The following is a 17749-nucleotide window of genomic DNA, read 5'->3' as shown; positions in this document are numbered from 1 at the left end:
GGGCAGGGTGTGTGACATGGGACGCAGATTGGGGTGGAGGCAGGGGGACGCCGCGCGTGGCGACGATGGGCTGGGGAAATTATCAATTTGCGTCCATGCATTGATAATCGCTGCAAAAGAACTGCACTTGTTCCCCATGCGCATCAATCAACCCCTGGACAGCCTCGCCGACATGGCGGTGTTTGCGCGTGTGGTGGATGCGGGCAGCTTCTCGGCCGCCGCGCGGCAGCTGGGCATCACCCCGTCGGCGGTCAGCCGCCAGGTGGCTCGGCTGGAAGGGGCGCTGCGCGTGCGCCTGCTGGAGCGCACCACCCGCAAGCTGCGGCTGACCGATGCAGGCACGGCGGTCTACAGCCGCTGCCAGGACATGGTGTCTGCCGCGCGCGAGGTGTGGGCGCTGAGCGACACCCACTCTGCCGCGCCATCGGGGATGGTGCGCATGAGCATGGCCAAGGCGGTGGGGCGCCAACTCGTTCACCCCCTGGTGCTGCCGTTTTTGCAGAAATACCCCGAGGTCGATGTGCAACTGCTCATCACCGACCGCACGGTGGACCTGTTCGAGGAACCCATCGACCTGGCCCTGCGCGTGACCGACACGCCACCCCCGGGCCTTGCCGGGCGGCCGCTGGCGACCCTGCGCCACCTGGCCTGCGCCAGCCCGCATTACCTGGCTGAGCGGGGCCACCCCCAGCACCCGCGCGACCTGGAGCACCACGCCTGCATCACACTGGGCGAGGACGAGCGCGACCGGCACTGGCGCTTCGAGCGCGCAGGCGAATCCGCCACGGTGGCTGTGCGCGGGCGCTATGTGGCCAACCATAGCGAGGTGCGGCTGGAGGCTGCGCTGAGCCACCTGGGCATTGCCAGCCTGCCGGGCTTTACCGCGCGCGCTGCGTTGGCGCGGGGTGACCTGGTGACCGTGCTGCCCGATTGGGAGCACAAGACCTCGTACGCGGGCACGGCCTGGGTGCTGTACCCGTCCCACCGGTTTCTGCCGGCCAAGCTGCGGGTGTGGATCGACCACTTGGTGGAAGGTTTTGCGGGCGTGGAGTGAAGCGGGGGAGGGGCTCGAGGGCAGGGCGACTGTACGGTGAGCGCAGCGGGTGTTGCGCCCTCGGCAGCTCATCTGGCCCGGGGCTGATCACCCAACGACGGTGCCTTGGGGCCAGCAGCAAAGTTCGCCACCCTTGCTGCTATGTGGCACGCAGCGTTGCGCAACCACCGCAGTCGCCGTCTTTTGTGTAACCAAAGTCTGCAAATCAGGGTTTACACCTTGTCATTTTGCGTAATTATGAGAAATTACACGCATGGCGAGGCAATCGCCTCTGTTGTCAGCTGTTAGTGGTGTGTTGCAGGCATTCGGCCTGCGCCGTGCTTCAGCCGCTGACAGCCGATGCCTCGCGGGTTGGTGCCCTGGAGCCTTGTTTTACATGCGTCCTGTCCCGAATTCACTGCACGATGAAGTCGCCTCCCGGCTGCGGGAGCAGATTTTTGCGGGCGCCTTGCCGCCCGGCAGCTTTCTGGACGAGGCTGCCTTGTGCGAGCGGCTGGAGATCTCGCGCACCCCGCTGCGCGAAGCGCTCAAGGTGCTGGTGGCCGAGGGGCTGCTGCGCCATGAGCCGCGCCGGGGTTGTTTTGTGGCCGAGGTCACCGAGAGCGATCTGGACAACATCTTTCCCGTCATCGCGTTGCTGGAGGGGCGAGCCGCACACGAGGCCACGCGCAAGGCCGTGGCGGCCGACATTGCCGCGCTGGAGCTGCTGCACGAGCGCCTGCAACAGTGCGCGGCCGACGGGCGCATGACCGACTACTACGAAGCCAACTACGCCATCCACGAGGCCTTCATCACGCTGGCGGACAACCGCTGGCTGGCCCAGGTGATTGGCGACCTGCGCAAGATCCTGCGGCTGGCACGCCACAAGACGCTGCATGCCCCCGGGCGCATGCAGCAAAGCCTGGCAGAGCATCTGGCCGTGTTTGCCGCGCTCAAGGCGCGCGACTGCGACGCGGCCGAGGAGGCCATGCGCACCCATCTGTTGCGCCAGCGCGATGCGCTGCGCGATGTAGCCCGCAACCAGCAATCGAGGTTGACCCCATGATCAACAGCACTCCCGAATGGATCACCCGCAGCGTGTCACGCCTGCGCACTGCCGCGCCTGTCGCTGACAAGGCGGGGGACAAGACCGCCGACAAGTCTGCCAAGGCCTCACTCGACAAAACCGTGACCGATGTGGTCGCCAAGGTCGCGGTGCCGCGTTCTACCAACGAGCGTCTGCAGGCCACCCTGCGGCGCGGCCAGGAGGCGTTGTCGCCCCGCGCATTGCGCCGTCTGCTGGCCGACCTGCAGGAGGTGGTGGCGCCCCAGGTGAGCGAGATCGAGGGCGGCCGCCGCGCCCAGGCTGTGGCCGACTGGTATGCGAAGGCCGAGCCCGAGGAAAGGCGCGACATGTGGCTGCTGATGTGCGAGCAGTTCGCACCGGATGCCACGCGCTTCAAGTCGGCCCGCCAGCGTTACGAAGCGGCGGCGGGCACGGCTGAGGAAGGGCAGGCCGAGATCAGCCTGCGCCGTGCGCTGGTATCGCCCCGCACGCGGCTGCTGCAGCGGTTTTCGGCGTTCCCCGAGGGCATGCGTTTTCTGGTGGACATGCGCGCAGAAATCCTGCCGCTGCTCAAGGCCGACAAGCGCCTGCTGCCGCTCGATGCCGAGCTGGAGCACCTGTTTTCGACCTGGTTCGACGTGGCCTTCCTCGAGCTGCGCCGGCTGTCGTGGGACTCGCCCGCCTCGCTGCTCGAAAAGCTCATCAAGTACGAGGCCGTGCACGACATCCGCAGCTGGGCCGACCTGAAGAACCGGCTGGACAGCGACCGCCGCTGCTATGGCTTCTTCCACCCGCGCCTGCCCAACGAGCCGCTGATCTTTGTGGAGGTGGCGCTGGTGGACAAGATTTCGTCCAGCATCACGCCGCTGCTGGACGAGGCCGCTGCGCCCGTGGACATCACACGGGCCACCACGGCCATCTTCTATTCCATCAGCAACACGCAAACAGGCCTGCGCGGCGTGAGCTTTGGCGACTCGCTCATCAAGCATGTGGTGGAAACGCTCACGGCCGAGTTCCCGCGCCTGCGCACCTTTGCCACGCTGTCGCCCATTCCGGGTTTCCGGGCTTGGCTGGGCAAACATGCAGGGGCCATGCTGGACCGCCTGGACGACAAGCGCCGCAGCGAGCTGGGCCGCGCGGTGGGCTTCGAGCCGCCGCAGGCCACGCATTTGCTCGGGGCGGTGGACAAGGCGCTGGAGCTGGACGCCAAATCCCCCGTGCGCCAGATGCTGCTGGAATGCGCCGCGTACTATCTGGGCCGCGAGCTGCAAGAGGGTAAGCCGGCAGACCCCGTGGCCCGCTTCCACCTGGGCAACGGCGCGCGGGTAGAGCGCCTGAACTGGGCGGGTGACCCGTCCAGCAAGGGGCAGAAACAATCGTACGGGCTCATGGTGAACTACCTGTACGACTTGAAGCGCATCGACAAGCATCGCAGCTTGCTTGCGCAGGGCAAGGTGCCAGTGTCGGGGGACATCGACAGCCTTTGCCGCGACTGACGGGGCGGCCGGCAAGATGCCGGGCGGACCAGTGACCGCGTATTTTTACAACGACAGGAGACAAGGAATGACTGATTTGCGAATCCAACGCCGGGGTGTATTGCTCGGCGCAGCGGCTGCAGGCCTGGGCCTGGCCAGCAGCAACAGCTGGGCCCAAAGCACCTGGCCCAGCAAGCCCGTGACGGTGGTGGTGCCGTTCCCCGCCGGTGGCGGCACCGATGCGTTTGCCAGGCCGCTGGCTGCGCAGTTTTCCAAAAGCACAGGCAAGACGCTGGTGATCGACAACCGGGGTGGCGCCGGGGGCACGCTGGGTGCCAGCATTGCGTCCAAGGCGGCGCCCGATGGCTACACGCTGTTCATGGGCGCCGTGCACCACGCGATTGCCCCTGCGATGTACCCCAAGCTCGACTACGACATCGAGAAAGACTTCATTCCCCTGGCGCTGCTGGCCAACGTGCCCCAGGTGTTGGTGGTCAATCCCAAAACGCCGTCCACCAACTTCAAGCAGTTTCTGGACTACATCAAGCGCAACCCTGCCAAGCTCAACTACGGTTCGGCCGGAGCAGGCACCTCGCACCATCTGGCGGGCGAGCTGTTCAAGCAGCAGACAGGCACCTTCATCACCCACATCCCCTACCGGGGCGCGGGCCCCGCGCTGCAGGATCTCATTGGCGGCAACGTGGACATGATGTTCGACGGTCTGGGCTCGTCAGCCAATCACATCAAGAGCGGCCGTATCAAGGCGCTGATGGTGTCCGGCGCCAAGCGCAACCCCGCATTCCCCGACGTGCCCTGCGCCTCCGAAGTGGGCCTGCCCGACTACACCGTGACCACCTGGTACGGCCTGTGGGCGCCCAAAGGCACAGCCGCCGACGTGCAGGCCCGCATCGTGGACGAGATCAAGCGCCTGGGCACCGCCGATGAACTCAAGGCCGTGTGGGCCAGCAACGGCGCGGACTACGGCGGCATGACGCAGCAGCAGTTTGGCGCGTTTGTGAGCAGCGAGGTCAAGCGCTGGGCGGCGGTGGTGAAGGCGTCTGGCGCAAAGCTTGACTAACCCCCCAAGACGGTGCAAACAAACCCGCCATGCCCGCTCGCTCCGCAAAAGCGCACACCGTCGTTGTTGCAAATGCTCGCCATAGCCGGTGCTATGGCTGCGCTTTGCGCCATCCCCCGAGGGGGACGCCACCCGTGGCCTGGCAAAGCCGGTTCCACGGTGGCGCTGGCGATGGCATGGCGGGGTGAGAAGGTCGCGGGCGGTATGTGAAGGAAATGGATACCAGGATGTCGGGTGAAGTGTTGATGAATGCGGGTGAGGGCGGGGTGGTGCATGTCACCCTGCGCCACACCGGGCGGCTGAACGCCATGTCGCGGCCCATGTGGCGGCAGTTGCGTGCGGTGTTTGAAGATGTGCAGCGCTCTGCCGATGCGCGCTGTGTGCTCATCGCGGGCGAGGGCGGGGCGTTCTGTGCGGGCGGAGACATTTCGGAGTACCCCGGCTTCCGTTTTGACGCGGCCGCGCTGCGCGACTTTCATGAAAACGACGTGTGGGGCGGGCTCAATGCCATGCTCCAGTGTGACGTGCCCATCGTGGCCCAGATCAGCGGCGCCTGTATGGGCGCCGGCGTGGAGATTGCCAGCTGCTGCGACATCCGGGTGGCGGGCAATGGCGCGCGTTTTGGCGCACCGATTGCCAAGCTGGGCTTTCCGATGGCCCCGCGCGAGGCGCAGCTGGTGGCAGGTGCAGTGGGTGACGTGACCGCACGCCAGATGCTGCTGGAGGCCGCCACCTTCAGCGCCCCCGACATGCTGGCACGCGGCTTTCTAAGCCGGGTGGTGGCCGATGACATGGTGGCCACCGAAGCCCTGGGCAGTGCCCAGCGCATTGCCGCGCTGGCGCCCCAGGCCGCCCGCATGAACAAACAGACGTTTCGGGCGCTGAAAGCGCCTGTAGCGCTACAAAATCATGCCTTGCCTGCTATTGAAAACATAGTAAATGGCCCTGCCGACCCCTATGCCTACGCCGCCAGCGCCGAGCACCGCGAAGGGATCTCTGCCTTTCTGGACAAGCGCGCGCCGGTGTTCTGACCGACGCCTCCGTCCCCGCTTTCTCCCATTCAGTCGGTCCCAACCTCTCAACCCAGCCACCCAGCCCATTGAAGTCTGAGCCATGAGCCAACACAACCTCTTCAGCGCCCTGCGCGCCGCGTTCCCGTCCGACCTGGACAGCACTGCCGTTGAGACCACGGCGGCAGACGGCACCCCGCTGTTCTACACCTGGCGCGACCTGGACCGCGCCAGCGCCCGCATCGCCAACCTGCTTGCATCGCTCAAGCTGCCCGAAGGCAGCCGCGTGGCCGTGCAGGTCGAAAAGTCGGTCGAAGCCATGGCGCTGTACCTGGCCACGCTGCGTGCGGGCTACGTCTTTTTGCCGCTCAACACCGCCTACCAAAGCGCCGAGATCGAATACTTCATCGGCAACGCCGAGCCGGCCGTGGTGGTGTGCTCGCCCGGCAACTTTGGCTGGGTCAGCAAGATTGCCTTCACCCTGGGCACGCAGCATGTCTTCACCCTGGGTGACGACCGCACCGGCAGCCTGCTGGAGCGTGCAGCGCACCACGGCGACGAGCACCAGGCTGTGTCCCGCAGCGCCGACGACCTGGCCGCCATCCTGTACACCAGCGGCACCACGGGCCGCAGCAAGGGCGCCATGCTCACGCACGGCAACATGCTCAGCAACGCTGTCATGCTCAAGGACTATTGGGGGTGGAAGAAGGGGGACGTGCTCATCCACGCGTTGCCCATCTTCCACGTGCATGGCCTGTTCGTGGCCATCCATGGCGCGCTCATCAACGGCAGCAAGATGATCTGGATGGCCAAGTTCGACCCCAAGGCCGTCATCGCCGCCATGCCGCGCGCCACCGTGTTCATGGGCGTGCCCACACTGTACGTGCGCATGCTGGCCGAGCCCGGCCTGACCAAAGAGGCCGTCAAGAACATGCGCCTGTTCATCGCAGGCTCTGCACCGCTGCTGATCGAAACTTTCAAGGAATGGCAGCAGCGCACCGGCCACACCATCCTGGAGCGCTACGGCATGAGCGAAACCATCATGCTCACCAGCAACCCCTACAGCGCTGACAAGCGCTACAACGGGCAGGACGAACGCCGTGGCGGCACCGTGGGCTTCCCCCTGCCGGGTGTGAGCCTGCGCGTGCAGGGCGACGACGGCAAAGACCTGCCCGTGGGCGAGATCGGCGGCATCCAGGTCAAGGGTCCCAACGTGTTCAAGGGCTACTGGCGCATGCCCGAAAAGACCGCCGAAGAGTTCACGAAGGATGGCTACTTCAAGACCGGCGACGTGGGCAAGGTGGACGAGCGCGGCTACGTGCACATTGTGGGCCGCAGCAAAGACCTGATCATCAGCGGCGGCTACAACGTCTACCCTGCAGAGATCGAGGGCTACATCAACGACATGCCCGGCGTGGCCGAAAGCGCCCTGGTGGGTGTGCCGCACCCCGATTTTGGCGAAGTGGGCGTGGCTGTGGTCATTGCCAAGCCCGGTGCCCGCCTGGACGCCGATGCCATCGTGGCCCAGCTCAAGTCGCAGTTGGCCAACTTCAAGATCCCCAAGAAGTGCTTCGTGGTGTCCGAGCTGCCGCGCAACACCATGGGCAAGGTGCAAAAGAACCTGCTGCGGGATCAGTACAAAGGGTTGTTCGCCTGAGGCAGGCCTGCGAGTGGAGGCCTTCGCACTGGCAAAAATAGTGTGAACAGGCCCTAACCCGCCGCAGAGGCCTGGGGGTTGCAGAAAATGCAGGGCGTGGCGGCTGGCGCCGCGGCGCCCTCGGCATGGTTGCAGCAGTGTTCCAGCCACCCCGCCACCAGCCGGTACACCGACAAATTGGTGCGTGCCGTGGGCGCGCACAGGTAGTAGCCGAGCGGGCTGTCAAAGCGGTCTTTCAGGGGCTCTACGAGAGTGCCTGCCTGCAATTCGTCTTCTACCAGGCAGGTGGGCACGATGCCCACGCCAAAGCCTGAAACCGCTGCGCGGATGATGAGTGAATACAGGTTGAAGCCCGGCCCGAAGCGGCTGGCGCTGGTGTCCAGGCCGTGGGCTTCCATCCAGTCCTGCCAGGCCAGGGGCACCTCAATGTGCTGCAGCAGCGTGGCGCGCATCAAATCTTGTGGGGTGTTCAGGGGCAGGGCGGCCTGCAGTTGCGGGCTGCACACGATGCTGGTTTCCTTGCCAATCAGGTAGCGCGCATTGGCGCTGGGCCAATTGCCGTAGCCGTACTGAATGGCCGCGTCGAATTCATGCGGTGTCGCAAAGTCGTGCGCATGCTGGTAGCGCACAAAGTTCAGCGACACCTGCGGCAGCGTGCGCTTGAAGTGCCCCAGGCGCGGAAACAGCCACTGCGCCGCAAACGTGGGCGGCACGGACAGGTTGAGCGAGCCGCCATCGCCCCCGTACGACATGAGCTGTGCCGTGGCCGATTCCAGCGCGGCCATGGCCGGGCGGGTGGCGTTGAGGTAGGTGGCCCCCGCCTCGGTCAGCTCCAGCCCGGTGGCTTTGCGGATGAACAGCTTCTGGCCCAGGTAGTCCTCCAGCGCCGCAATGTGGCGGCTGATGGCGCTTTGCGTCACGCACAGCTCGCGCGCGGCCATGGTGAAGGCCTGGTGCTTGGCGGCGGAGTGAAAGGCGTTCAACTCAGAGACGGTGGGGCACAGGCGGCGCATAGATGTATGCCCAGGGGGTATGAGTAGGGCTCATGGGATGGTGAGATTTTAGGCGTTGCGGATAAGGTCAATTGGCCCGATAAATGCGTCCTGTGACAGCAACGTGTCAAGCACCACACTCTGTAGATGCTGCAATGCACCAGATGGATGCTTGATGGTCTTCATGGCCCCCTGAAAAAGCAGGCTATGAGTAATTTTGAAGCCATCGCGCCCACTTTGACGAATCTCATGACCTCTTTGTTGATTGAAAACAGCCGTGTGCTGGATGTCCACGCGCTCACACTGCGCACCGGCCTGTCCGTTCTGGTGCAGGACGGCCGCATTGCAGCGGTAGGCACCGACCTGCAGGTGCCAGAAGGGACCACCACGCTCGACGCCAAGGGCATGACCCTGATGCCCGGCCTGATCGACTGCCACGTGCATGTGGTGGCGTCTTCGTTCAACCTGGGCGCTGTGGCCAAGATGCCCAATGTGTTCACCATGATGCGCTCGCTGCCCATCATGAAGGGCATGCTGGAGCGGGGCTTTACCACCGTGCGTGATGCGGGCGGCGCCGACTGGTCGCTGGCCGAGGCGGTGCGCACCGGGCTGGTGCAGGGGCCGCGCATCTTCCCTGCGGGCAAGGCGCTGTCGCAAACCGGCGGGCATGCGGATTTCCGCCAGCGCAACGATGACCTGGATGTGTGTTCGTGCGCCTACAAGCTCGGCAACATCGGCCGCGTGGTCGATGGCGTGGATGCTTGCCGCCTGGCCGTGCGTGAAGAAATTCTGAAGGGCGCCACGCAGATCAAGGTGATGGCTTCGGGCGGCGTGGCCTCTCCCAACGACCCGATTGGCAACCTGGGCTACTCAGAAGCCGAGCTGCACGCCATTGTGGAAGAGGCATCCAATGCCAACACCTATGTCATGGCCCATGCCTACACGCCCCGCGCCATCGCCCGCGCCGTGCGCTGCGGCGTGCGCACCATCGAGCACGGCAATCTGGTGGATGCGCCTACGGCAGAGTTCATGGCCGAGATGGGGGCTTTCATGGTGCCCACGCTCATCACCTATGAGGGCCTGGCCAATGAGGGCGAGCGTTATGGCCTGCCTGCGGTGTCGATTGCCAAGATCGATTCGGTGCGGGGTCAGGGCAAGCAGGCCATCGAGATCCTGGCCAAGGCGGGCGTGAAGATGGGCCTGGGCAGCGACTTGCTGGCCGAGACGCATTACCTGCAGTCCGACGAGTTGCGCTTGCGCGCGGAGATTCTGGGCAATGGCCCGGTGCTGCAGCAGGCCACGCTGATTGGCGCGGAGATTCTGGGCCAGCAAGGCCAGTTGGGCGAAGTCACGGCCGGTGCCATTGCCGACATCTTGCTGGTCGATGGCAACCCGCTGACCGACATCACCTGCCTGCTGAACCAGGGCGAGCGCATTCGCGCCATCGCCAAGGACGGCGTGTGGGTCAAGAACACCCTTTGAGTCCCTTTCATCCCCTTACCCCCATCACACCCCCTACCGGAGATCACCATGCAACGTAGAAATTTCGTCAAGCTCGGCGGCGCCGCAGCGGCTCTGCAGTTCCTTCCCTCCATCGGTTTCAGTCAGCAAGGTGAGGTGTTCCGCATTGGCTCGCTCACGCCCATCACCGGCGCAGGCAGCCCCTACGGGCCGGGCATGCAGCAGGCCATCCGCCTGGCAGTGGATGAGGTCAATGCCGCGGGCGGCGCGGGTGGACGCAAGCTCGAACTCTTCACCGAAGATGACCAGACCAAGCCCGACGCGGCCGTGCTGGCCGCCAAGAAGCTGATCGAAGTGAACAAGGTGCAGGCGGTGCTGGGCACCTGGGCCTCGGGCGTGACGCTGGCAGTGATGCCGCTGACCGACGCGGCAGGCATCATCCAGATGAACGTGTCGGGCGCGCCCGCCATTTCCACGCTGGACACCAAGGACCTGGTGTGGCGCTTTCAGGCCACCAACGACCGCTTTGGCGCGGCCTTTGCCGAGATCTGCACCAAGCGCGGCTTCAAGCGCCCGGCCACGATGGCGTTCAACAACGCATCCGGCCTGGGCAACGTGGAAGGCTTCACCAAGGCCTGGGAGAAACGCGGCGGCAAGGTGGCAGCCCATGTCACCTACGAACCCAGCCGCCCCAGCTACCGCAGCGAGCTGCAGAAGATTCTGGCCGCCAAGCCGGATGTGATCGTGATGGGCTCGTACCTGCCCGACACCACCATCATCCTGCGCGAGTGGTTCCAGTCCGGTGCCGACACCAAGTGGATCATCCCCGGCTGGGCGGCCAACCCCGACCTGGTGAAGGCCCTGGGCGCAGAGGTGTGCGAGGGCATTATTTCGGTGGACACGGTGTCCAACGAAAAGAGCGCTTCCTATGCCCAGTTTGACGCGGCCTTCACCAAGGCCACGGGAAAGGCGGCCTCCACCAACATTTACGCCGCGATGGCGTACGACATGGTGATCTCGCTGGCGCTGGCCATGGAGGCCGCGGGCCCCAAGGCCACGGTAGAGCAGATCAACGCCAAGATGCGCGATGTCTCCAACGCCCCCGGCACGGCTGTGTTCACCTTTGCCGAAGGCAAGGCGCAACTGGCCAAAAAGGCCAAGGTGAACTACGAAGGCGCATCGAGCAAGCTGGACTTTGACAAGGCGGGTGATGTGACGCCGGACTTTGGCGTGTTCATCATCGAAAAGGGCCAGCTGGTGCGGCGCGACGTGGTGTCCATCACGATGTGATGGACCGCGCCCGGTGCGCCTGCCAGGTGCAGGCCCCGGGCATTTTTTTGCGGCGCACAGCGCAGATGTGCACGGGATGACGGAATGACGCAATGACCTGGATCGATTTTGTAAACCTGCTGATCAACGGATTGATCGAAGGCCTGGTGGTGGCACTGCCTGCCCTGGCCATGACCCTGGTGATGGGCGTCAACCGCTTTCCCAACGCAGCCACGGGCGACATGCTCACCACCGGCGCCTACGCTGCCGTGGCTGTGCAGCTGTTGGGGGGCTGGCCGTTGTGGGCGGCGGCGCTCATCAGCATGGTGGTCACGGCCGTGGTGTCGGCGGGCTCGTACACGCTGATCTTTCGCAAGCTGGCCGGGCGGCCCATGGTGTCGTCCATGCTCGCGGCCATTGGCCTCGGGTTTTTGCTGCGCAGCCTGATCGGTTTTTTTGCCGGGCATGACCAGCGCACGTTTGACTTGCCCCTGGTGCGCGCCTGGAACTTTGGTGGCATTCGCGTGTTGCCCACCGACCTGGCCATTGCGGCGGTGGCCGCCGTTTGCCTGCTGGTGGTGTTTGTGCTGATCTACCGCACCAGCTTTGGCCGCCAACTGCGCGCCGTGGCCGACAGTGCGGACTTGGCACGCGCCAGCGGCATTCGCGCCAATGGGTTGATGCTGAGTTTGTGGCTGTTGGTGGGCGCGTTGTCATCACTGGGTGGCGTGCTGCTGGGCATGAAGGCCGTGGTCAGCCCCGAGATGGGGTGGGAGAGCCTGATCCCCGCCTTCGCGGCCATGGTGCTGGGCGGCATCGGCAGCCCGGTGGGCGCGGTACTGGGTGCGCTGCTGCTGTGCGTGGCGCAAGAGCTGGCGGTGCCTCTGATGGGGCCGTCGTACAAGCTGGTGCTGTCGTTTGTGGTGTTGGCCTTGGTGCTGCTGGTGCGCCCGGCCGGCATCATGGGCCGCGTGCAGCTGGTGCGGTAAGGAGTTCGACCGATGATTGCTTACCTCTGTGCCATTGGCATCGTTGCCCTTATTTACTGCCTGCTGGCGCTGGGCCTGAACCTGCAGTTCGGCCTGACCCGGCTGGTCAACTTTGGCGTCGTGGCGTTCTTTGCCGTGGGCGCCTACACATCCGGCCTGCTGGCGCTGCAAGGCGTGCCGCTGGTGCTGTGTTTTGTGGCGGCGGCTGTGCTCTCGGGCTTGCTGGCGCTGCCCATTGGCCTGCTGTCGCTGCGCCTGCGCGATGACTACCTGGCCATCGTGACGCTGGGTTTTTCCGAGGCGGTGCGTATTTCCATCCAGCAAGAGAGCTGGCTGACCAAGGGCGTGCAGGGCTTGCCCGGCTTGCCCAAGCTGTTTGCGTCGTGGGGCAGTGGTGTGTCGGACATGGCGATTTTTGCCACGCTGCTGGCGGTGGTCGCTGTGGTGGCCTGGGGCACGGTGCGCCTGGCGGCCAGCCCGTTTGGGCGGCTGCTCAAGGCCATTGGCGACGATGAGCCTGCGCTGTCGGCCTTGGGCAAGGACCCTGCCTGGTTCAAGGTGCAGGTGTTCATGCTGGGGGCGGCGCTGGCGGGTGTAGCGGGGGCGTTCTATGCGCACTTCATCACCTTCGTCACGCCAGAGCAGTTCATCCCGCTCATCACGTTTTATGTGTGGATGGGACTGGTGATGGGCGGCTCGGGCACCGTGCGCGGTGCGGTGTTTGGCTCGCTGCTGCTCATGGTGTTTCTGGAGGGCTCGCGCTTTGCCAAGGACTGGGTGCCGGGCGTGTCAGAAGTTGGCATGGCCAGCCTGCGCTTGGCTGCGGTGGGCCTGGCGCTGATTCTGGTCACCCTGTACAAGCCCAACGGCCTGTTTGGAGGCAAAACCCAATGACCGCAACAACGATGCTGAAGGTGGAGGCCGTCACGCGGCAATTCGGGGGCTTCAAGGCGGTGGACGGTGTGTCGCTGCAACTGGGCACGGGCGAGATTCTGGGCATTGCAGGCACCAACGGTGCGGGCAAGAGCACACTGTTTGCCGCCATTGCCGGGCAGCAGCCAGCGGATGCAGGGCAGATCGAGTTTGACGGGCATGACATCACCCGCATGCCCCCCTACCGCCGCGCGCGGCTAGGGCTGGTGCGCACGTTCCAGATTCCGCGCGAGTTCAAGAGCCTCACGGTGCACGAGAACCTGATGGCCGCTGCCGCCAACCCGCAAGGGGAGCGGCTGGTGAATGCCTTCTTCCAGACGCGCAGTCTGCGCGAGCACGAGGCGCAGTTGTCTGCCAAGGCGGACCGAATCCTCCAGTTTTTGAACCTGGCGCGGGTGCGCGATGTGAAGGCGGGGGGCTTGTCGGGCGGGCAGAAGAAGCTGGTGGAGCTGGGCCGGGTGCTGATGCTGGACCCGCGCTGCATCTTGCTGGACGAGCCGTTTGCCGGGGTGAACCCGGTGCTGATCGAAGAGATCTGTGACCGCGTGCGCGAGCTGAACGGGCGGGGCATCGCGTTCATCGTGATCGAGCACCACCTGCAGGCGCTCAAGTCGCTGTCCAACCGCATGATCGTGATGGACCGGGGCTCCATCCTGGCCGAGGGTGATCCGCACACGGTGCTGGACGACCCGCGTGTGCAGGAAGCCTACATGGGAGGGGTGGTATGAGCGGCGCAGACAACTTGCTGCAGATCGCGCAATTGCGCGGCGGGTATTCCGAGGTGGACATCATCCACGGCATTGACCTGGCCGTGGCGCCGGGCGAGATCGTGACCATTGCGGGCACCAACGGCGCAGGCAAGTCCACCCTGGTGAAGGCGCTGCTGGGCCTGTTGCCACGGGTGGCGGGCACCATCCACCTGGGGGGGCGCGACATCACGGCCTTGTCGGCCGAAGACCGCTTTGACGCAGGGCTGGCCTACGTGCCGCAGGTGGCCAATGTGTTCCCGTCGCTCACCGTGCGCGAGAACCTGTTGGTGGTGCGCGGCGTGGCAAACATCAAGCGCCGCATGGACGAGGTGCTGGCCGACTTTCCGGCGCTGGTGGAACGATTGCCTCAGCCCGCCAGCAACCTTTCGGGCGGCGAGCGCCAGCAGCTGGCCTTTGCACGGGCCCTCATGCCATCGCCGCGCATCATGGTGCTGGACGAGCCCACGGCGGCGCTGGCACCGTCACTTGTCGGCAAGGTGTTTGACATGGTGCAGAAGCTGCCCGCAGCGGGCGTGGCGGTGCTGATGGTGGAGCAGCGCGCGCGCCAGGCGCTGCAGATCAGCCAGCAGGGCTACATCCTGGACCAGGGGCGCTGCGTGCTGCAGGGCCCGGCGCAGGGGCTGCTGGCCGATGAGCGCATGGTGCAGCTTTACCTGGGCAACCACTGAGCCACAGGGCACCCGGCCCTGAATGAAGAACACCGAGGAGGCTGCACGCCTGCTCGGTGTTCTGCTATATATTCAATAGCTACTAGCGCATGTTGTACTAGCGCCAGCAGCTGTTTTGATGCTTAACGAAGCACCAGCACAGGGATGTGCGAATGCGTCAGCACATGCTGCGTCTCGCTGCCCAACAGCAGGCGCTTGAGGCCCTTGCGGCCGTGCGATGCCATCACGATCAGGTCGCACTTGTGCTTCTTGGCGGCTGCAATCACGGCTTCGGCCACCAGGTCGGACTTGGCGACCACGGCCTTCACGGTCACGCCTTGTGCGCCGCCCTGGGCTTTCACTCCATCGACCATGGCCTGTGCGGCATCGCCCCACTGGGCTTCGATGCGTTTGACGTCGTTCATGTCCACCGGCATGCCGCCTTCAAAGTAGCTGCGGGGGTAGCGGGGCACCACCTTGAGGGCGACCACGGTGGCGCCGGTCAGTGCGGCCAGAGACAGGCCATGTTCCACCGCTTTGTCCGACAGAGGGGATCCGTCTGTAGCGATCAGGATGCGTTTGTACATAAAAGGGCTCCTCAAAGTGATGGAACAAGCTTAGGATGAATCATGTTCCGGGGCTTGATCCAGGTCAATGTAGTTGTCATGCCCCACAGATAGGCTTGAACCATGTCCATGTTTCAACCCGGTGCGCCGGCTTCTTCTGCGGTGCATCCTTCTGACAGCGTGGCAGATCCGTTGCCGCTGCAGCGGGTAGAGCTGCTGGATGACCCCCAGGAATGGCTGGCGTTCGGCCGACCCTGCACCCCTGCCGGTAGCCCCTTGCCAGGTGGCGCCACCGACCCTGCAACGGCCGACGGTGCAGCCACCGCATGGGACTCCCATGTGGTGCTGGAGGGCATGCACTGCGCGGCCTGTGCCCTCACGATCGAAGACGCCCTGCGGGCCGTGCCCGGCGTGTTGCAAGCCGATGTGAGCGCCGCTACGCGCCGGGCGCGCGTGGTGTGGCAGCCTGGCCGGGTATTGCCGTCGCAGTGGATGGAGGCCGTGCGCCACGCGGGTTACCGTGCCATGCCCGCCATGGATGCGTTTGCGCGCGACCAGCGCCTGCGCGAGAGCCGCCGTGCGCTGTGGCGCTGGCTGGTGGCGGGCTTTTGCATGATGCAGGTGATGATGTATGCGTGGCCCGCCTACGTGGCACAGCCGGGCGACCTGTCGGGCGAGATGGAGCAGCTGTTGCGCTGGGCCTCCTGGGTCATCACGCTGCCCATGGTGGTGTTTTCCTGCGGTCCTTTTTTTACCAGCGCGCTGCGCGACATTCGCCTGCGCCGCGTCAGCATGGACCTGCCCGTGGCGTTGGGCATGGCCATCACGTTCGTGGTCAGCACCGCTGGCACTTTTGACCCTGCAGGCATCTTTGGCAAGGAGGTGTATTACGACTCCTTGACCATGTTCGTGTTCTTCCTGCTCACCGGCCGCTGGCTGGAGCTGCGCCTGCGGGATCGCACGGCGGGTGCGCTGGAGGCCGTGATGAACCGCCTGCCCGACAGTGTGGAGCGGCGCGCAGCGGATGGCAGCTTCACCCGCGTGGCCACGCGGCGCATTGTGGTGGGGGACACCATCCGTGTGCTGCCCGGCGAGGCGTTTCCCGCCGACGGCCGCATCACGGCAGGCAGCACCCACGCCGATGAGGCTCTGCTGACGGGCGAATCCACACCCGTTGCACGCCCTGTTGGCAGCGCCGTGACGGCGGGCAGCTACAACCTGCAGGCGCCGGTCGAGGTGCTGGTGGAAGGCACGGGTGGGCAAACCCGCTTTGCGCAGATCGTGGCACTGATGGAGAGCGCATCGCTGCAGAAGCCACGGCTGGCGCAGCTGGCGGACCGCATTGCGCGGCCTTTCCTGGTCGCCGTGTTGCTGGCGGCGGCGCTGGCGGTTGCCTACTGGTGGCCGTCGGACCCCGGGCATGCGCTGATGGTGGGGGTGGCCGTGCTCATCGTCACCTGCCCGTGCGCGTTGTCGCTGGCCACCCCGGTGGCCATGCTCACGGCGGCAGGCACGCTGGCGCGCCACGGCGTGCTGGTGCGCAATCTGCAGGGGCTGGAGGCGTTGGCCCAGGTGGACACCATGGTGTTTGACAAGACCGGTACGCTGACCCGCGACGGCATGGCGCTGCAAGCGGTGCATCCTGCGGGCAGTTGCAGCGCAGAAGAGGCGCTGGACTTGGCCGCAGCGCTCGCGCGCCAGTCCATGCACCCGGCTTCGCGGGCCTTGGCTGCGGCGGCTTCTGCACAGCAGCTGCCGTTGGGGCGTTGGCAGGTGATGGGTCTGCAAGAGGATGCAGGGCAGGGGCTGACTGCTACCGTGGAGGACACCACCGGGGCAGCAGTTGCTCGCACGATCCGCCTGGGCTCTGCCCGCCATGCGGGCGTTGCCAACGATGCAGGCGGTGCTGCGCTGCAGGTCGTGCTCTCTGAGCAATCGGCAGATGGAGCCTTGTGCGAACTGGCCCGCTTTGATCTGGTGGAAGACCTGCGGGCCGAGGCCTCCGCCGTGGTGCACGCCTTGCAGCAGGACGGTGTGGCCGTGCAATTGCTGTCGGGTGACCGCCGGGGTGCAGTGCAGCGGGTGGCCGCGCAGGCGGGCATTGCCCAGGCCCAGGGCGAGTGCACTCCGCAGGGCAAGCTGGCCGCGCTGCAGGCACTGCAGTCGCAAGGACACCACGTGGCCATGGTGGGCGATGGCCTCAATGACGGCCCGGTGCTTGCGGGGGCCCATGTCTCTTTTGCCTTCGGCCGCGCAGTGCCACTGGCGCAGTCCCGGGCGGACTTTGTGGTGCTGGGCGACAGCCTGGTGCTGGTGCCGCAGACGGTGCTGCTGGCACGCCGCACCCTGCGCGTGGTGCGCCAGAACCTGTGGTGGGCCGCCGCCTACAACGCGCTGTGTGTGCCGCTGGCGGTGCTGGGCTGGATGCCCGCTTGGCTGGCCGGGCTGGGCATGGCGCTGAGTTCGCTGCTGGTGGTGCTCAACGCAGCGCGCCTGGCGCGCGACCTGCCTTCCTTGCATGGCTCGCACAGTGCGCCATTGCCCGCGGTGGCGTTGCCTGCACGCCCCGAACCCATGGCTGGCAGCGCGCCGCAGCCGTCCGTTGATCTTTCGAAGACCTCACTGGAGCCTGTCTGATGGACATCCTTTATTTGCTGATTCCTTTGTCCGTGATGCTGGTGCTCCTGATTCTGGGAGGCCTGTGGTGGGCGGTGTACCACGGGCAGTTCGAGAGCGTCGAACAAGAGGGGGAGCGCATTCTCAGAGACGGTTGACTTGTGTCAATGCCCGATAGCCGCGACTG

16 protein-coding genes are annotated in these 17749 nt (G+C 65.4%); 14 read left to right on the top strand and 2 right to left on the bottom strand.

The window, feature by feature from the left end; genetic code table 11:
* The first annotated feature begins 136 nt into the window (after positions 1–136).
* The 6 genes from AC07X4_RS09545 to AC07X4_RS09520 all read left to right on the top strand — a co-directional run bounded on the left by AC07X4_RS09545 (position 137) and on the right by AC07X4_RS09520 (position 7319).
* A complete protein-coding gene (locus tag AC07X4_RS09545) occupies positions 137–1054 on the top strand; it encodes a LysR family transcriptional regulator (RefSeq protein ID WP_494739934.1) in 918 nt (305 codons plus the stop codon).
* Between the two features lie 376 nt (positions 1055–1430).
* Positions 1431–2099 (top strand): GntR family transcriptional regulator, encoded by a 669-nt coding sequence (locus AC07X4_RS09540; RefSeq protein ID WP_056064427.1) that lies wholly within the window; start codon positions 1431–1433, stop codon positions 2097–2099.
* Positions 2096–3595, top strand: a complete 1500-nt coding sequence (locus AC07X4_RS09535; RefSeq protein ID WP_494739933.1) for a malonyl-CoA decarboxylase — start codon at positions 2096–2098, stop codon at positions 3593–3595. Before AC07X4_RS09540 ends, AC07X4_RS09535 begins: the two co-directional genes overlap by 4 nt.
* A 67-nt stretch (positions 3596–3662) precedes the next feature.
* On the top strand, positions 3663–4652 hold the full coding sequence (locus tag AC07X4_RS09530; RefSeq protein ID WP_116747441.1) for a Bug family tripartite tricarboxylate transporter substrate binding protein: 990 nt from the start codon (positions 3663–3665) through the stop codon (positions 4650–4652).
* Positions 4653–4879: 227 nt separating this feature from the next.
* Positions 4880–5683, top strand: a complete 804-nt coding sequence (locus AC07X4_RS09525; protein ID WP_494739939.1) for an enoyl-CoA hydratase/isomerase family protein — start codon at positions 4880–4882, stop codon at positions 5681–5683.
* A gap of 82 nt (positions 5684–5765) precedes the next feature.
* Entirely contained in the window at positions 5766–7319 is a 1554-nt protein-coding gene (locus AC07X4_RS09520) for a malonate--CoA ligase (protein ID WP_494739932.1), read from the top strand.
* Positions 7320–7372: 53 nt separating this feature from the next.
* Here the strand turns inward: AC07X4_RS09520 and AC07X4_RS09515 are convergent, their stop codons facing one another.
* Complete coding sequence (locus AC07X4_RS09515; protein ID WP_494739931.1) at positions 7373–8302, bottom strand: LysR substrate-binding domain-containing protein; 930 nt, start codon at positions 8300–8302, stop codon at positions 7373–7375.
* A 258-nt stretch (positions 8303–8560) separates the two neighbouring features.
* On the opposite strand from AC07X4_RS09515, the gene AC07X4_RS09510 reads away from it, so the two are divergent.
* The 6 genes from AC07X4_RS09510 to AC07X4_RS09485 all read left to right on the top strand — a co-directional run bounded on the left by AC07X4_RS09510 (position 8561) and on the right by AC07X4_RS09485 (position 14401).
* Entirely contained in the window at positions 8561–9793 is a 1233-nt protein-coding gene (locus AC07X4_RS09510; RefSeq protein ID WP_056747221.1) for a metal-dependent hydrolase family protein, read from the top strand.
* Positions 9794–9841: 48 nt separating this feature from the next.
* Positions 9842–11062 (top strand): ABC transporter substrate-binding protein, encoded by a 1221-nt coding sequence (locus AC07X4_RS09505; protein ID WP_099730657.1) that lies wholly within the window; start codon positions 9842–9844, stop codon positions 11060–11062.
* 92 nt (positions 11063–11154) lie between these two features.
* Positions 11155–12030, top strand: a complete 876-nt coding sequence (locus AC07X4_RS09500; protein ID WP_057223312.1) for a branched-chain amino acid ABC transporter permease — start codon at positions 11155–11157, stop codon at positions 12028–12030.
* 12 nt (positions 12031–12042) lie between these two features.
* Positions 12043–12924 (top strand): branched-chain amino acid ABC transporter permease, encoded by an 882-nt coding sequence (locus AC07X4_RS09495; protein WP_494739930.1) that lies wholly within the window; start codon positions 12043–12045, stop codon positions 12922–12924.
* Positions 12921–13691, top strand: a complete 771-nt coding sequence (locus tag AC07X4_RS09490) for an ABC transporter ATP-binding protein (RefSeq protein WP_494739929.1) — start codon at positions 12921–12923, stop codon at positions 13689–13691. The genes AC07X4_RS09495 and AC07X4_RS09490 overlap by 4 nt, the downstream gene beginning before the upstream one ends.
* Complete coding sequence (locus tag AC07X4_RS09485) at positions 13688–14401, top strand: ABC transporter ATP-binding protein (RefSeq protein ID WP_494739928.1); 714 nt, start codon at positions 13688–13690, stop codon at positions 14399–14401. Before AC07X4_RS09490 ends, AC07X4_RS09485 begins: the two co-directional genes overlap by 4 nt.
* A 122-nt stretch (positions 14402–14523) precedes the next feature.
* Here AC07X4_RS09485 and AC07X4_RS09480 read toward each other — a convergent pair whose 3' ends face one another.
* Positions 14524–14967 (bottom strand): universal stress protein, encoded by a 444-nt coding sequence (locus tag AC07X4_RS09480; protein WP_056747152.1) that lies wholly within the window; start codon positions 14965–14967, stop codon positions 14524–14526.
* A 108-nt stretch (positions 14968–15075) separates the two neighbouring features.
* On the opposite strand from AC07X4_RS09480, the gene AC07X4_RS09475 reads away from it, so the two are divergent.
* The gene (locus tag AC07X4_RS09475; RefSeq protein ID WP_494739938.1) at positions 15076–17583 is read left to right on the top strand and encodes a heavy metal translocating P-type ATPase; all 2508 of its coding nucleotides are present in this window, start codon (positions 15076–15078) and stop codon (positions 17581–17583) included.
* A complete protein-coding gene (ccoS, locus tag AC07X4_RS09470; protein WP_010460651.1) occupies positions 17583–17720 on the top strand; it encodes a cbb3-type cytochrome oxidase assembly protein CcoS in 138 nt (45 codons plus the stop codon). The genes AC07X4_RS09475 and ccoS overlap by 1 nt, the downstream gene beginning before the upstream one ends.
* Positions 17721–17749: the final 29 nt, after the last annotated feature.

It is taken from the genome of Acidovorax sp. GW460-11-11-14-LB4 (genome assembly GCF_059423685.1).
This window is presented reverse-complemented; position numbering and strand designations above follow the sequence as displayed.

Coding starts and splice junctions, on each gene's coding strand:
- AC07X4_RS09545 (WP_494739934.1), top strand. CDS start 137: ATGCGCATCAATCAACCCCTGGACAGCCTCGCCGACATGGCGGTGTTT.
- AC07X4_RS09540 (WP_056064427.1), top strand. CDS start 1,431: ATGCGTCCTGTCCCGAATTCACTGCACGATGAAGTCGCCTCCCGGCTG.
- AC07X4_RS09535 (WP_494739933.1), top strand. CDS start 2,096: ATGATCAACAGCACTCCCGAATGGATCACCCGCAGCGTGTCACGCCTG.
- AC07X4_RS09530 (WP_116747441.1), top strand. CDS start 3,663: ATGACTGATTTGCGAATCCAACGCCGGGGTGTATTGCTCGGCGCAGCG.
- AC07X4_RS09525 (WP_494739939.1), top strand. CDS start 4,880: ATGTCGGGTGAAGTGTTGATGAATGCGGGTGAGGGCGGGGTGGTGCAT.
- AC07X4_RS09520 (WP_494739932.1), top strand. CDS start 5,766: ATGAGCCAACACAACCTCTTCAGCGCCCTGCGCGCCGCGTTCCCGTCC.
- AC07X4_RS09510 (WP_056747221.1), top strand. CDS start 8,561: ATGACCTCTTTGTTGATTGAAAACAGCCGTGTGCTGGATGTCCACGCG.
- AC07X4_RS09505 (WP_099730657.1), top strand. CDS start 9,842: ATGCAACGTAGAAATTTCGTCAAGCTCGGCGGCGCCGCAGCGGCTCTG.
- AC07X4_RS09500 (WP_057223312.1), top strand. CDS start 11,155: ATGACCTGGATCGATTTTGTAAACCTGCTGATCAACGGATTGATCGAA.
- AC07X4_RS09495 (WP_494739930.1), top strand. CDS start 12,043: ATGATTGCTTACCTCTGTGCCATTGGCATCGTTGCCCTTATTTACTGC.
- AC07X4_RS09490 (WP_494739929.1), top strand. CDS start 12,921: ATGACCGCAACAACGATGCTGAAGGTGGAGGCCGTCACGCGGCAATTC.
- AC07X4_RS09485 (WP_494739928.1), top strand. CDS start 13,688: ATGAGCGGCGCAGACAACTTGCTGCAGATCGCGCAATTGCGCGGCGGG.
- AC07X4_RS09480 (WP_056747152.1), bottom strand. CDS start 14,967: ATGTACAAACGCATCCTGATCGCTACAGACGGATCCCCTCTGTCGGAC.
- AC07X4_RS09475 (WP_494739938.1), top strand. CDS start 15,076: ATGTTTCAACCCGGTGCGCCGGCTTCTTCTGCGGTGCATCCTTCTGAC.
- ccoS (WP_010460651.1), top strand. CDS start 17,583: ATGGACATCCTTTATTTGCTGATTCCTTTGTCCGTGATGCTGGTGCTC.